The organism is Mangrovibacter sp. MFB070 (assembly GCF_000705335.1).
Lineage (GTDB): Bacteria > Pseudomonadota > Gammaproteobacteria > Enterobacterales > Enterobacteriaceae > Mangrovibacter > Mangrovibacter plantisponsor.
Genome location: NZ_JJMI01000057.1, coordinates 1 through 15,104 on the forward strand (window position 1 = coordinate 1; position 15,104 = coordinate 15,104).

General features: G+C 52.6%; 13 protein-coding genes. 4 read left to right on the forward strand and 9 right to left on the reverse strand.

The window, feature by feature from the left end; translation table 11 throughout:
- Positions 1 to 619: 619 nt before the first annotated feature.
- Positions 620 to 1,984 (reverse strand): ethanolamine permease, encoded by a 1,365-nt coding sequence (gene eat / locus DT73_RS24695; protein WP_036116622.1) that lies wholly within the window; start codon positions 1,982 to 1,984, stop codon positions 620 to 622.
- A gap of 274 nt (positions 1,985 to 2,258) precedes the next feature.
- On the opposite strand from eat, the gene DT73_RS24700 reads away from it, so the two are divergent.
- Positions 2,259 to 3,266 carry a phosphotransferase enzyme family protein gene (locus DT73_RS24700; RefSeq protein WP_036116623.1) on the forward strand — a complete coding sequence of 336 codons (1,008 nt, stop codon included), beginning with the start codon at positions 2,259 to 2,261 and terminating at the stop codon, positions 3,264 to 3,266.
- 187 nt (positions 3,267 to 3,453) lie between these two features.
- The gene (locus tag DT73_RS24705; RefSeq protein WP_200874813.1) at positions 3,454 to 4,530 is read left to right on the forward strand and encodes an AraC family transcriptional regulator; all 1,077 of its coding nucleotides are present in this window, start codon (positions 3,454 to 3,456) and stop codon (positions 4,528 to 4,530) included.
- 169 nt (positions 4,531 to 4,699) lie between these two features.
- Here the strand turns inward: DT73_RS24705 and sra are convergent, their stop codons facing one another.
- From sra to fucP, 8 genes are all read right to left on the reverse strand, one after another.
- Entirely contained in the window at positions 4,700 to 4,843 is a 144-nt protein-coding gene (gene sra / locus DT73_RS25760) for a stationary-phase-induced ribosome-associated protein (RefSeq protein ID WP_072007014.1), read from the reverse strand.
- Between the two features lie 94 nt (positions 4,844 to 4,937).
- On the reverse strand, positions 4,938 to 5,408 hold the full coding sequence (locus DT73_RS24710; RefSeq protein ID WP_036116627.1) for an Hsp20 family protein: 471 nt from the start codon (positions 5,406 to 5,408) through the stop codon (positions 4,938 to 4,940).
- A 170-nt stretch (positions 5,409 to 5,578) separates the two neighbouring features.
- A complete protein-coding gene (locus tag DT73_RS24715; protein WP_036116724.1) occupies positions 5,579 to 6,715 on the reverse strand; it encodes an alpha/beta fold hydrolase in 1,137 nt (378 codons plus the stop codon).
- Positions 6,716 to 6,872: 157 nt separating this feature from the next.
- Positions 6,873 to 7,601, reverse strand: a complete 729-nt coding sequence (gene fucR / locus DT73_RS24720; RefSeq protein WP_036116630.1) for an L-fucose operon activator — start codon at positions 7,599 to 7,601, stop codon at positions 6,873 to 6,875.
- 32 nt (positions 7,602 to 7,633) lie between these two features.
- Entirely contained in the window at positions 7,634 to 8,059 is a 426-nt protein-coding gene (gene fucU / locus DT73_RS24725; protein ID WP_036116632.1) for an L-fucose mutarotase, read from the reverse strand.
- A gap of 18 nt (positions 8,060 to 8,077) precedes the next feature.
- Positions 8,078 to 9,517 (reverse strand): L-fuculokinase, encoded by a 1,440-nt coding sequence (gene fucK, locus DT73_RS24730; RefSeq protein ID WP_051691538.1) that lies wholly within the window; start codon positions 9,515 to 9,517, stop codon positions 8,078 to 8,080.
- 68 nt (positions 9,518 to 9,585) lie between these two features.
- The gene (gene fucI, locus DT73_RS24735) at positions 9,586 to 11,361 is read right to left on the reverse strand and encodes an L-fucose isomerase (protein WP_036116634.1); all 1,776 of its coding nucleotides are present in this window, start codon (positions 11,359 to 11,361) and stop codon (positions 9,586 to 9,588) included.
- 35 nt (positions 11,362 to 11,396) lie between these two features.
- On the reverse strand, positions 11,397 to 12,713 hold the full coding sequence (gene fucP / locus DT73_RS24740) for an L-fucose:H+ symporter permease (protein WP_036116728.1): 1,317 nt from the start codon (positions 12,711 to 12,713) through the stop codon (positions 11,397 to 11,399).
- A gap of 542 nt (positions 12,714 to 13,255) precedes the next feature.
- On the opposite strand from fucP, the gene fucA reads away from it, so the two are divergent.
- On the forward strand, positions 13,256 to 13,903 hold the full coding sequence (fucA, locus tag DT73_RS24745) for an L-fuculose-phosphate aldolase (protein WP_036116635.1): 648 nt from the start codon (positions 13,256 to 13,258) through the stop codon (positions 13,901 to 13,903).
- 27 nt (positions 13,904 to 13,930) lie between these two features.
- The gene (gene fucO, locus DT73_RS24750; RefSeq protein WP_036116637.1) at positions 13,931 to 15,079 is read left to right on the forward strand and encodes a lactaldehyde reductase; all 1,149 of its coding nucleotides are present in this window, start codon (positions 13,931 to 13,933) and stop codon (positions 15,077 to 15,079) included.
- Positions 15,080 to 15,104: the final 25 nt, after the last annotated feature.

Consider the following 15,104-nt stretch of genomic DNA (forward strand, 5'->3'; position numbering starts at 1 on the left):
GCAGGCAGCCCCGGCCCGCCAGGCACGCCTCAACGATTTAGAGGCCACACCCCACACCCGCCTGTATGCTCACAGCAAAAAACATCAAAAAGATATACCGGGCACAGGACTTACAGCCACTCAGCACAACACAAACAACCCGCTACTTGCAGCGAGGCCTGCTCGCGTAAGACCGGTGAACCGGAGAAAGGAAGACAAGGTTATTCCGCCCGGACGGCGGAATAAGGCGAACCGAGGCATGGATGCCGAGTCGAGCCGGCCGCAGGCTGACTGCCCGGAGGTGAACGCAGTGCGCAGCACCGGTCGCCAGCGAAAACGGGGATTGCAAAGGGGGCGAGCCCCCTTAGCCCGTTCACAGGCTGTGAAATCACATTAACCACATCACTGGAAGTGAACGGAAACAACTACACATGACACTATGTAAAGTGAACAGAAACAACCACACCCGGTGAGCGTACTACACTGCACCGGTCGCCCGCGAAAACGGGGATTGCAAAGGGGGCGAGCCCCCTTAGCCCGTTCACAGGCTGTGTAGCCACATTAACCACACCACTGGAAGTGAACGGAAACAGCTGGCATCACTGTAAGTGAACAAACCCCGCCCCACGGGCAAAAAACACTACTCACTCTCTAACACCATCTCCGCATTCGCCACATCATCCCGGCGCGACTTCGTCGACAGAAAATAGAGATAACCCGCAACCATAAAGGCAATAAACAACCCACCAATTTCCGGGTTAAACCACAACATCGCCACCAGGCAAATCACGGAACAAACCAGCGCAATTGCCGGAATAACCGGGTAACCCGGCGCACGGTAACTGCGCTCCAGCTCCGGTGCGCTGCGGCGCAGGCGGAACAGGCTCAGCATGCTCATGATATACATCACAATGGCACCGAACACGGCCATGGTTATCATGGCGGCGGTCAGGCTCATGCCCTGCAGGTTCACGCCATCACAGAAAATCGCGATGATACCAATCACACCACCGGCCAGAATTGCACGGTGTGGTGTCTGGAAGCGGGAAAGTTTTGCAAGGCCGTGAGGCAGGTAACCGGCACGGGCCAGCGCAAAGAACTGGCGAGAATAGCCAAGAATAATCCCGTGGAAACTGGCAATCAGGCCGAACAGGCCAATCCACACCAGCATATGCATCCAGCTGGAGTGCTCGCCAACAATCATTTTCATTGCCTGTGGCAGCGGGTCGTTAATGTCGGACAGTTTACGCCAGTCGCCTGCGCCACCTGCCAGCAACATCACACCAATTGCCAGTACCACCAGAGTAAGAATACCGGTGATATAGGCGCGTGGAATGGTGCGTTTCGGGTCTTTCGCTTCTTCTGCGGCCATGGCAGCCCCTTCAATCGCCAGGAAGAACCAGATAGCGAAAGGAATGGCGGCAAACATACCGGAAACAGAACTCAGTGAGAAACCATCGCTGCCTGCCCAGCCATGGGCAACAAAATTGCTCATGGTAAAGCCGGGGGAAACCACGCCCATAAACACCAGCAGTTCGATAACCGCCAGAATGGTGACCACCAGTTCGAACATGGCAGCCAGTTTTACGCCCAGAATATTCAGCCCCATAAAGACGATATACGCGCCTACCGCCGCATATTTCGGGTCCAACCCGGGGAACTGCACATTCAGGTAAGCACCTATCGCCATGGCAATAGCAGGTGGTGCAAAGACAAACTCAATCAGGGTTGCCATACCTGCAATCAGGCCGCCAGTATCGCCAAAGGCTTTACGGCTGTAGGCAAACGGGCCACCGGCCTGCGGAATGGCGGTGGTCAGCTCGGTAAAGCTGAAAATAAAACAGGTGTACATTGCAGCAATAAACAATGTGGTAATCAAAAACCCCAGTGTGCCTGCCACTCCCCAACCATAGCTCCAGCCAAAATACTCTCCGGATATGACCAGACCCACGGCAATACCCCACAAGTGCAGGGCGCCCAGTGTGGGCTTAAGTTTTGTCGTCATATTTGTATCCCCGTCAGTTATCGTCGTTGTGTGAACGCGTTATTTTGTGAACGTCTTATTTTGCGAATGTTGGTGCGTTTGCTCTCTGATAATGCCGCCAGTGCGGTGGGGAAAACTTGACATCAGCGCGTCGATTCTTGCGCGCTGATGTCAAGTTGACGGAGAAAAGCGGCGTGAATAGTGGTCTGGGTCAATTTTTGCGGCTGTAGTGTCAAGCGCGACAAGGGGAAATAACTTCATGCTGAATGCACCCTGAACCAGACGGACAATATTCATGAGTGCAAAACAGTATGACACCCTGGACAACACAACTCTGACACTACTGGCGCAGCAGGCACTGCGCCGTTACCCGGCACCATTGCAGGGCGAAATCCGCCTGTTATGCCGTTCTGAAAACGCCACCTTTGTAGTGACTGCCGGGGGGAAACGCTATGCCCTGCGCCTGCACCGTGGCGATTACCATGAAAAAGTGGATATCGAAAGCGAGCTATTGTGGCTGGATGCCCTGCGCGAAGCCGGTATTCCGGTGCCAGAGGCGCTGGTTGACTGTGAAGGTGTGCGGGTACAAACATTGCCGCTGGCAGGCGGGCAGGTGCGCCATGCTGTTTTGTTTCACTGGATTGACGGTGACATGCCAGACACCGGCGTGGATCCCAGGGCTTTTCGCCAGTTGGGGGAAATTACCGCACGGTTGCACCAGCACAGCAGGCAGTGGCGCAAACCGGAAGGTTTTCGGCGTATTTTGTGGGACCACCCGTCAATGGTTAGCGCAGAAGGGCACTGGGGCGACTGGCGTGATGCACAAGGGCTTACCCACCACAACCATGACGTGGTGGATGCAGCTCTGGCGCGTATTCGCCATCAACTCAATGAATATGGCCAGGATCAGGCGCGATTTGGGCTGATCCATGCCGATCTGCGTCTCACCAATTTATTGCTCTGGCAGGGTGAAACCCGGGTGATTGACTTTGATGATTGCGGTATGGGCTGGTATCTCCATGACCTGGCTGCCGCTATCAGTTTTGTGGAGCACCACCCGCGGGCTGAAGCCTGGGTGGAGAACTGGCTGGCGGGTTATGAGCAAGTGGCGCATCTTTCTGACGCAGACATAGCGGTGGTTCCCGCATTATTGATGCAGCGCCGTATACAGCTTACTGCCTGGGTGGCTTCTCACGCACAAACGGAGATGGCCCAAAGCCTGGGAAATGAATGGGTTGGGCATACAGTGCGTTTGTGCCACCGTTTTATGGAAGAAGAGTCTCTGTTGCCTGTTGGGGCATAACGTTTGCTGCAGTGGCCCTTGTGATGCACCGTGATGACCGGGTGCACTACGAGTGGGCAGCCAGGCTCCCGGGAGCGCACCAGCAGGGTGTTCTGGCTGCTAACTGATTGATTCTGTTTAACCCCATAAGTGGTACGAATATTGCTCTCACTTATCCCATTCATTAACAGGTAAAGGTGAAGCAATGATGACAACGCCTTCGCTGCATTCGGCGCTCTCCGGCTCGCTTAACAGCGCAGCAGGGGGAAATATGGGGGTTCTGTCTGCCGCCGCCTCCGGTCTGGGTGATTTTATTAGCCAGTACGGTGGTGATGCAGACCGGGTGTTTGGTATCAGTGGCGTCGACCCCGAATTGCTTGCCAGCCCAACACTCAGCCTCGGGTTGGTTAATTATTGCCGGGTAATGGAAGAAGCTGCGCATAACTCAGGTTTTGATAATTTCGGTTTACACTACGGACGGCAGTTTAAACCGCAGTCATTAGGCCTGATTGGCTATATCGGTTTGTGTTCCGGCACGCTGGAACAGGCGCTGCATAACGTGGCAAACGCGTTTCCGTATCACCAGCACGACACCTTAGTGCGCATGGTAGATAAAGGCGATTGCTGGCGGCTGGATTACCAGGTGCGCCATGGCGCAATTCTTGCCCGTCGGCAGGATGCCGAGCTGACGTTAGGCATGTTTATGAACCTGATTCGCCATGCTATGGGCCCACACTGGGCACCACGGGAAGTGCATTTTGAGCACCCGCGCCCGGAACAGTGGCACGAACACTGTAAACTGTTCGATGCGCCAGTGTATTTTGAGCAGCCTTTTAACTCGCTGATTATCCCTAAACGTGAGCTTTCCCGGGCCATGCCAGACAGCGACCCAATGCTATTGCTGGTGATGCAGGATGCTATTCGCCGCCTGAACAGCCGGGTGCCCAACCAGGGCATCGTTGACCAGACGCGCACGCAAGTGCACCTGCAACTGGCTATGGGTGAACCGGCACTTGACGATGTCGCGGAAAAAATGGGCCTGTCTTGTGGTTCACTGCAACGCCGGTTACGTGAGCAGGGCGTGAGTTTTACCACGCTGGTGGATAAAGTTCGCTGTGAAATGGCGACGCACTATTTACAACAGAACCAGTTACCGGTGTCGGAGATGGCATTGCTACTGGGGTATTCAGAAGTGAGCGCGTTTTCCCGCGCGTTCCGTCGCTGGTTTGGGGTAAGCCCACGCCAGTGGCGTAAAGGTGAGCAGGTTCTGACTTACCGGGAATGATAAAGCAGCCGGGAAGAGTGGGTTCTCATCCGTCGGTGTGGCTTTTATCTGGGGAAGTGTACTAAAAGAAAAACAGTGGCATTAATGTAAGCGTGCCTGTTGAGACGCGATAAAAAAAATGCGTCCGGGGCTGTTCGTCACAAGGACACCCCCGGACGCATCAATTCACTTATTCACTTTGGTTGAGATGGCGGTGCCGCCCGGAGCCATGTTTTACAATGGTGGCAGCATTATCGTGAATGACCAGTTTGCGGTGGTTCGACAACCAATGATCCTGCCCTAATAACTGACGTGCCTGACGATTCGTCTTCATGCATTCTCCTTACGTTGTATAAAGATGTTAAGGATACTTCGTGTTATCAGAGCGCCTGGCCGAAACCAGGCGCGGCCTTACTGTTATGCGACGCTTACACCTGGTGTTCAAGTGCTTTACTGTTGCTGTTTGTGATCGCAATCCGCTGTGGTTTCTCTTCTTCCGGAATTTCCTGTAGCAGGCTGATAGTGAGTAACCCTTCGTTCAGCGCAGCGCCGGTGACGGTGACACTGTCTGGCAGGCTGAAGCTGGAACGGAAGCTGGCGCGGCTGATTCCGCGGTGAATCCAGCTCTCTTCGCTAGCGCCTTTTTCTTCTTCATGCTTACCGGAAATAGTGAGCTGCCCACCGGTGGTTTCAATTTGCAGTTCGTGTTCTTTCCAGCCTGGTACACTCAGAATTAAGTCGTAGCGGTTATCGCCAGTACGTTTGATATCGTAGGAAGGTGCGCCACTAAGTGGTGCATCGCCAGTCAGCTGGCTGAACAACCGGTCAATTCGGTTGAAGCGGTCAGGGAACAGTGAATCTGAAAACAATGGGAATAAAGACAAAGCATTACGTGCCATGATTAACCTCCTGAACATAGTCAATATTCAAAAAGCAGTTCATGTTTTGTGGTGGGAGCTGTGCCCCCTCCGCAATGAAATATAGGGTGGCTGGTGTTTTTTTCAACCCCAAAAAAGTGAAATTTTTTTGTCGCCAGCCCCGGCCTTGCTGGCCGGGGAGGTGAGCACAATTATTGTTTGGCAGATAGCGCGTGAATCACAAAAGGTACGGAGTCACGTAAGGACGGGTTAACCGTTCCACTGTGGTCCAGCCCCGGGTATTCACGGATTTCAACATCTGTTCCGGCGGCTTTCACCGCACTGGCAAAGTGCTGCTGCATGGCGGTGGGTACATTGATGTCATTGCCGCCAATGCCAATAAATACCGGGTGGTTAATATGCAGGGTTGGGTAACGCAGTGTGGGTGTTTGCTCAACTAGAACCGACTGAATCGCGGGTTTCAGGCTGTTGGCCGCATTGAGTTTTTCAGCCATAACAGCCTGGGTGAGTGGTGTGATGCACAGCTTACTGGCCTCATTGAGTAACGGCAGGGCTTTTTGCTGAAAATCATTTTCCGGTTTTAGCGCCGGGTTGTGATCGGCGGCGGAAAGGTAAATATAAAACGCATATGGAATCTTCGGATCACCGCCATCCCCGGTTGATTCACCGGTGAAGAGTTTATCGGCAGAAAGTGTGTCATCAAAAAAAGGTGTGCCGGTTAACACGGTGGCGCGTACATGCAGTTCTGGCGCGTAGTCAGGCTGCCAGCCCGCGGTGGAAAAGGCCGCATGCGCCCCCTGAGACTGCCCAACCAGCACCAGTTTGTTAGCCAGCGGAAAGTTTTTCAGTGCCGCCCGCACGCTGTCCAGCACACTCCAGGCTTCTGCCCGGGCGTTCAGGTAATGGTGTAACCCGGAAGAGCCCAGCCCGGCATAATCGGGTGCAACAACTGCAAACCCCAGCGATAACCAGGTATTCAGGTACTGGCTGTCTCTGGCAGTACGCGGGTTCAGTGATGGCGCACAATCCCGGCCCACACCCACGGTTCCGTGTGTCCAGACCACTACCGGCCAGCCACCGTCCGGCATTTTGCCATGGGGAATAAACAGTGCGGCGGTGTCTTCGCGCGGGGTTTTCCCGTCCACGCCACTGACTGAGTGGTAGGTTATCAGGTATTGCTCGGCGGCTTCCTGTAAGCCGTGGTCGGCAGGCAGTGCGACTTTATTCACCAGCTCACCAGCAGTGGTATCGGGTGCGGCGGCATAAGCCAGTGAAAAGGTGAAAGGTAATAATGCAGGCAGCGCCCAGCGCGCCAGTGAGTGAGGTATCAACATAGCGTGTTCCCTGTTTGTGGCTACAAGACCGCCACCTGGCAGTCAGTTTTCAGGGGGTAAGTGTAGCGAAATTAACCTGCTTATGCCGTTTTTCTGCCTGGAATATTGCTTATTCCTGGTGGGTTCTCACTAGCTTGTGGTGGTGGGTGTGCTAAATGGGGGCAACCAGGCTTTGTGTATCGACATCTGAAATAATATGTGTGACATCATCCAGCATACCGATTTTGACTTCGCTGGAGCGGTTGAATTTGCTTTTATCTACCAATAATAAAGACTGCCCGGCGCGTTTAAGCAGAACAGATTTAAACTCCGCATTATAGATATTGGAATCCCAGAGTTGCCCCTGTTGGTCCACGCCTTCACAGGAAAAAATAAACAAATCGATCTCCAGTGATTTTAACTGATGTATCAGGCCATTATTTAAGTAACAGCCGTATTTTCGCTGTAGTTGCCCCCCGGAGATAATCAGGTTGATTTGTTCGTGTTTTCCCAGTTCGTGGCAAATAGGGTGGCTGTTGGTAAATACGGTGAGTTCAATATCGGGTAACTGGCGAGCCAGGTACCAACAGGTTGAGCTGGCATCCAGTGCGATAACCATGCCTGCATCTATCCATTCCATGGCTTCACGGGCAATATCCGCTTTATGGGCATAATGACTTTTCAACCGGATATGAAAAGGGTCCCCGCTGTCATGGTTTTCCCGGCGAATGGAGCGGGCGCGCCCATGGCTGCGTTGTATTTTCCCCTGAGCCTGGAGTTCGCCTAGATCGCGCCGAATGGTTTCCTGGCTGACATGCAATTTGCTGGCGAGCGCGCCGGTCGTCAAACTTTGGTACTGCATCAGTAATTCCACAATAGCCTGGTGGCGCGCTGGTTTCATGTTGGTCTCCGGTCTGTTCAGGAAGCACGGCTCTACAGAGGGGTTACCCCTTTTTTTAACAAGATATTGCCATATTTGGCGCATTCTCCTGTGATAACAATGGCAAAAGCGTTTTTCGCCCGTTCATAAAAAGCAAAACGTTCAATACGAATTATCTCCGGGCAGGGAAGTTGTGCTGATAACGCCTTGCGGTAACGAACTTCTACTTCCGGGTCCAGCGTATCGCCTTCTACGGCAGCCATCATAATTAACGGCGGTGCGTAGCTGTCCAGCTCGAATAACGGAATAATGGCACGCAGTAAATCACTGACCATTAACCCGTCTGCGCGGATCACCTGTGGGCCAATGCTGTGAGCCGGAAAGTGGGCATCTGAAAAGATAATTTCATCCCCGTGCCCCATTTCAGCAAGGACCTTCAGCAGTTCGGGGGAAATCAGTGGTGATATTGTTTTTAACATTGTGTTCTCCTTGTGGGGTTACTGCACGGTGGCAGATGCCACACTGCCAGAGGCCATAGCCTGCGGGGTTTCCGGGTAAAAGTAGCGGTAATGGAAAGTGACTTGTGCTCTGGCCTGCCCGGCGCTGCTGAATTCACCTGCGCCATACCAGGCAAACATGGCTGCGCCGCAAACGGTGGTTTCTGCTTCGTCGAGCACTTTGACCGGAATGCCCAGCGTATCGGCTTTGATCTGGTTCCACAGCGTATTCCTGCTACCGCCGCCTACCATCAACAATTCCTGGGTGTGGAAGCCACCAATACGTTCGAGTATCTGTAGATTGTTTTTCAGGGACAGGCTCAGGGATTCCAGTGCCGCCCGGTAAAAATGCCCGCGAGTTGTATTGAGTGAAACACCCTGCCATCCGGCCTGCCCGCCTGCCAGCAAATCACACATCATCTGTACGCCATCACAGCCGGGGGCGATTCTGCGCGCTTCATCGACTATCTGTGACCACGGTGTATCTGCCTGCCAAAATAATTTGCGGATCCATTCCAGCGTACCCGATGCCAGCCACTGCATGCCGGGATTGAACAAACCGGGAATACTGTCTGATTCACAGGTTGTGCCACTGTGGCGGGTGAGCCGGGCGGTATCAAGGTGTGGTGTGCGTGCCATCAGGATTTCCCAGGTGCCGGAAGAGAGCACCGGTTCATCCTGCGCAGCCCCCGCGCCGAATAGCGCGAACTGCGTATCATGCCCGGCAGAAATGACGGGTATATGCGCCGGTAAGCCAAGTTGTGTAGCGGCTTCGGGCAGCAGTGTGCCCACCAGGGCTCCGGCATCAACCAGTGGCGGAAACAGGTTTTCTTTCACGCCAATCGCCTGAAGAATGTCACGGCTGAACGTCCGGGTGCGGATATCCAGCAACTGGCTGGTACCCGCCATGGTCATATCGGTTGTCAGCTTCCCGGTTAGCCGGTGGTTAATCAGTGAAGAAATAAACAGCCAGGCATGGGCCTGTTCCAGTTTCTCCGGGTGATTCTCTTTAAGCCACACCAGTTTATGAATGGTATTAAAGCCAAATTCCCCCACACCACTGATTGCCTGGCGGCGCACCAGCGGCATTAACTGGTCGGTGTGAGCAACCATGCTGGCTGTGCGCGGGCATTTCCAGCTAATAATGGGATACAGCATATTGCCCTGTTTATCGACCAGTGCGCCATCCACGCCAAAGGTTGTCACTGTGACAGCCCGAAGGGTGCAATTTGCCAGCGTGGTGCCAAGTTGTTGGCAGCACAGGGCAAAATTTGCAAGGATGGCGTCCAGAGACCATAAGTGCCAGGTTGGGTTTTCCGGGGAAGGAATGCTGGTGTTTTCCGTCGTCGCCCGGCCAACAATGTGGCCTTGCTTATTAACGGCAATCGCCCGGATATTGGTTGCACCGCAATCCAGCACCAGAATGATGTCTTGTTTCATACTCACTCCAGACAAGTGCCTGGCCCTGCCGCAGGGGCGGCAGGGCGGGCAGGTTCACGTGTATACAATTAACGTTTATACAGCGGCCCATAGTTCTGGCAGGCGCGGTAATCCTGGCCTTCACTATCCATACCGTGTGCAGACCAGCTGGACGGGCGATAAATACTTTCTGGTTCAACGTTGTGCATGCACACAGGAATGCGCAGCATGGACGCCAGGGTGATAAAGTCTGCGCCAACATGGCCGATGGTGAGCACGCCATGGTTCGCGCCCCAGTTCGCCATTACCGAGTAAACATCTGTGAAGGGGCCATTGCCGGTCAGGCGTGGAGCAAACCAGGTGGTTGGCCAACTGGAATCTGTGCGTTTGTTCAGGGCATCGTGAACTGCCTCAGGGAGTTCGACACTCCAGCCTTCGGCAATTTGCAGCACCGGGCCCAGGCCTTTAATGATATTGACGCGGGTCATGGTGAACGGAATGCCGCCTTCAGTCAGGAAGCAGGAAGAGAAGCCACCGCCACGGAAATACTCATGGATGGCAGGGCACCACTGTGTGGCGGCAAGGCAGGCATCAGCTTCCTGCTGGCTGATTTCCCAGTGAGGTTTAATGGTGGGTTTACCTGCGCTGTCTTGTTGTTTACCAGTGCCATCCAGAGCGGCAGAGCCTGAGTTAATCAGGTGAATAATCCCACTGGCTGCATGGCCGGTGAGCGCCTGGCCGGTTACCCGTTGCACCGCTTCTGGTGACCAGTAAGTGCGCACATCAGCAAAGATTTGCGCTGTGCCGGTCAGCTGGTGGCCAAGCAACATTGCCACACCATTGAGGCTGTCGTTTTCTGTGGCAATAACACAAGGCTCGCGAACACCGTTCCAGTCAAACGAACTGTTCAGCAAGGATTCTGCGGTATCGCCGTTAGTGTATTGATCTGTCCAGTGGCGCTGCCCCTGGAAGCCTGCGGCAATCGCGTTATAACCTAAAGATTCCTCAACCCGGCCTTTTTCAGCCAGTTTAGGGTTGCCGTGCATCATGTCGCGGATGCACATTGCCATCAGCAAACCTTCTTTAAGTACCGCATGGTGTTGTTCTGCATTGCGCTGGTACTGTTTGGCGTTTTTATCTTCGCCATAGCGGAAGTTTTTATCTGCCCATGCCAGCGCCATTTCCAGTTCATCTTCATCATAAATTTTCTGGTCAATGCGACGGCGCAGTTCAGTCATATCCACAGCCTGTACTTTCATACCAAGCCAGGATTCGAAGAAGTTATGGTCGACAATTGAACCGGCAATACCCATCGACACACCGCCCAAAGAGAGGTAGCTCTTACCTTTCAGCGTTGCCACCGCCAGGCCTGCCCGGGCAAAACGCAGGAGTTTAGCCTCCACATCTGCCGGGATTGTGGTGTCATCTGCATCCTGTACGTCATGGCCATAAATAGAAAATGCCGGGATCCCTTTTTGACTGTGTGCGGCGAGCGCGGCAGCTAAATAAACGGCACCAGGACGCTCGGTTCCGTTAAAACCCCAAATGGCTTTGGGCCGGGTGGGGTCCATGTCGATGGTTTCACTGCCATAGCACCAGCAAGGTGTTACGGTAATAGTCAGCCCAACATTGAGCTGGCTGAATTTTTCTTCGCAGGCTGCGGCTTCCGCCATACCGGCAATGCAGGTGTCGGCAATAACACACTCCACATTCGCACCGCTGGCGTGGCGTAAATGCTCACTTAACAGCGCGGCGGTAGACTTCGCCATATTCATTGTTTGTTCTTCCAGTGATTCACGCACACCCATACGGCGGCCATCAATCACCGGGCGGATACCAATCTTAGGTAAGTTATTCTTTTTCATTGAAAACTCCTTAACGTAATCAGGAATACAGCGTATTAGTTTGTTTGTTCCCCGGAACGGAAACGGGCGAAAATAAAGATCACAGCGAAGCAAAGAGCCGGAACCAACTCTGCACTGGGGATATTCCCTGCCGCATCACTCACGAAGCCCATAATGGGTGTCACGATGCCGCCGCCAATAATGGTCATTACAATGAAAGAGGAACCATATTTGGTGTCGGAACCCAACTGGCGGATACCCAGTGAGAAAATGGTGGGGTACTGAATGGACATAAAGGCGCTGCACAGTGTGAGTGCCAGTAACCCAACATGCCCACCGGTAAAGGCGGAAATCAGGCACAGTGCCATGGAAATGAAGGCATAGGTTGCCAGCACTTTTCCGGGTGCGAAGCGGCGAATTAACCAGGTGCCAGAGAAACGCCCAATGAAAAAGCACACCATAGTGCCGGTCAGGTAATTGGCGGCAAAACCAGGTGTCATACCGGGGATTTCTTCAATGGCGTAGCGAATCAGGTAACTCCAGCAGGCTGTTTGTGCACCGACATAACAGAACTGTGCCAGCACTGCCCACCGCCAGTGGCGGATATGCACCAGGCGCCGTAACGATGACAGGAATGAGCTCTGAGAAGCGCTCTCGCTGTCTTGCTGTTCACTTTGAATGGCCGGGAAACGGGTCAGCATAATGAACAGGGCGACCAGCAAAACAATAGCGACAATAATCATGTACGGTGTCTGAACTGCCAATACCAGGCTGTGTTTATAGGTCGCCAGTTGTTCTGTGGACATCCCGTCCAGTACTGATTGTGGCTGGTGAGGCACATGCGACAGAATTAAACTCTGGCCAAACACGACGGCAATAATGGCACCGAAAGAGTTAAACGTTTGGGCGAGATTAAGGCGAAAATGCCCGCCTTCTTCTGGCCCTAATACAGTTACAAACGGATTAGCAGCAGTTTCCAGACAACCCAGCCCGGCGGCAATAATAAATAACCCAAGCAGAAACAGTGTATAGTTCATCGCTTCTGCTGCAGGCCAGAATAAAGCAGCACCAATGGCATACAGAAATAAACCTGTAATAATGCCTGCTTTATAACTGAGCTTTTTCATCAATATCCCGGCAGGAATGGGAATGACAAAGTAGCCAAAATAAAATGAAGACTGAATCAACCCTGCCTGGAAATTATTGAGGGTAAATGCCTGCTGAAATTGTGGTAAAAGAATATCATTAAGATTATTTGCCACTGCCCAGAGAAAAAATAATGAGCATAACAACGCAAACGGAATGATGTAACTTTTACTCTTTTCTCCGGCGGCTACCCGGTAGCTTTGAGATTGCAGAGAAATATTGCCCATAGCGTCCTCGTTAGTTCTGATATGTTCAACAACCAAGGCGAGCGCTGTCTGGTGGCCTGCCAGAAAGCGCAAGAGTAAGCCCGGCTCGCCCCTAACAGGGTGTGTCTGTCTTCATGTGGCGGCTGAACTCTGGAGACCATTCTCGAATAAAAAAACTGGCTGAATATGAAGCTGGTCACAAATAAGGTCTTTTCCATTATATTGTGTGAGTTGTATCACTATTAATGCCGATCTTTCTTCTGTTTTTAATTTCCATATAAAAATGCGCGATGACCGATTTTTGATCTTTTTATTCAAACGGTCATTTCCTCTCATAAATGACCGTTTGAATAAAAAATAATTAAAACCAACATTTTTTATTTGTGTTTTTCTCAGGAAACTTTGTTTATTGATGATAAGGCTTGATGGCGGTCACAAAATAAACTTGAGACATTTTATAAAAAAATAATGAATCTGAAGATACAGGCAGGTTTTTCAAAAAGTCGCGAGTAAAACGTGGGATGCGTTATTTCTCAGCATCAGAAAATTAAGAGAGGTAGATAATGGAAAGAACAGTGTTGTCCAGGCAGATTATTGATACCTGTCTGGAAATGACGCGCCTCGGTCTCAACCAGGGAACCGCAGGTAATGTCAGTGTTCGCTTTCAGAACGGTATGTTGATAACCCCGACCGGCATTCCGTATGAGAAGCTAACCACAGACCAGATTGTCTTCATTGATGAGCAGGGGCATCACGAAGAGGGGAAATTACCCTCCAGTGAATGGCGCTTCCACTTGTCGGCCTACCATACGCGGCCTGATGTTAACGCAGTGGTGCATAACCATGCGGTGTATTGCACCGCCGTCTCCATTCTGAACCGGCCGATTCCTGCTATTCATTACATGATTGCCGCCGCAGGCGGAAATACCATTCCCTGCGCGCCCTACGCGACTTTTGGCACCAAAGCATTGTCCGAGTTTGTGTGTGTGGCACTGAAGAACCGCAAAGCCTGTCTGCTTCAGCATCACGGTTTAATTGCCTGTGAGGTGAATTTGGAAAAAGCGCTGTGGCTGGCCCACGAAGTGGAGGTACTGGCGCAGTTATACCTGACCACGCTGGCGATTCAGGATCCTGTTCCCATTCTTAGCGATGAAGAAATTGCCATTGTGCTGGAAAAATTCAAAACCTACGGCCTGAGAATAGAAGAGTAGCGTACCGCTTATAGGGGGGACTATGTCATGGCAAACCGAATGATTCTGAATGAAACCGCCTGGTTTGGTCGTGGGGCTGTCGCCTCGCTGGCGGGAGAAATAAAACGCCGGGGCTTCACCCGGGCATTGATAGTGACAGATAACCCGCTTATCCAGTGTGGCGTTGTAGGCAAAGTCACCGGGCAACTGGACCAGGCTCATTTACCCTGGACACTCTACGCCGACGTTGTGCCAAACCCGACTATCGAGGTGGTGCAGGCCGGTGTTGATGCCTTTATTCGTAGCGGTGCTGATTACCTGATAGCCATTGGCGGTGGTTCACCGCAGGATACGGCGAAAGCAATCGGTATTATTATCAATAATCCTGAACACCAGGATGTGCGCAGCCTGGAAGGGTTGTCTCCCACTCAGCGCCCCAGCGTGCCAGTGATTGCCATTCCCACCACAGCGGGAACCGCGGCGGAAGTGACCATCAATTATGTGATTACCGACCGCGAACGCCAGCGGAAATTTGTCTGTGTGGACCCGCATGATATTCCCGCCGTCGCGCTGGTGGACGCCGATTTAATGGACGGCATGCCTGCGGCATTAAAAGCATCAACGGGTGTGGATGCGCTGACCCATGCTATAGAAGGCTATATCACTAAAGGTGCCTGGGCATTAACGGATGCCCTGCATATTAAAGCCATTGAAATGATTGCCGGTGCTTTACGTGGTTCAGTGGCAGGTGATCCGGCTGCTGGCGAAGCGATGGCGTTAGGCCAGTATGTGGCAGGGATGGGGTTTTCCAATGTTGGGCTGGGGCTGGTACATGGTATGGCGCACCCTTTAGGGGCGTTTTATAACACTCCACATGGTGTCGCTAATGCCATTCTGTTGCCTCATATCATGCAATACAACGCGGATTACACCGGTGAGAAATACCGTGATATCGCCAGAGCGATGGGTGAAACGGTGGAGGGTTGCACGCTGGCAGAGGTGCGCAAGAAGGCGATACAGGCTGTTTTATCGCTGAACCATGATGTGGGGATCCCGGAACACCTGCGCGATGTTGGTGTGAAAAAAGAAGACATTGACCACCTGGCTCAGGCCGCATTGGACGATGTGTGCACCGGAGGAAATCCGCGGGCAGCCACTCTGAATGAGATTCGCGCGTTGTATCATCAGGCATGGTGATGGTTTTTTGCGTGGTGTTTACCGC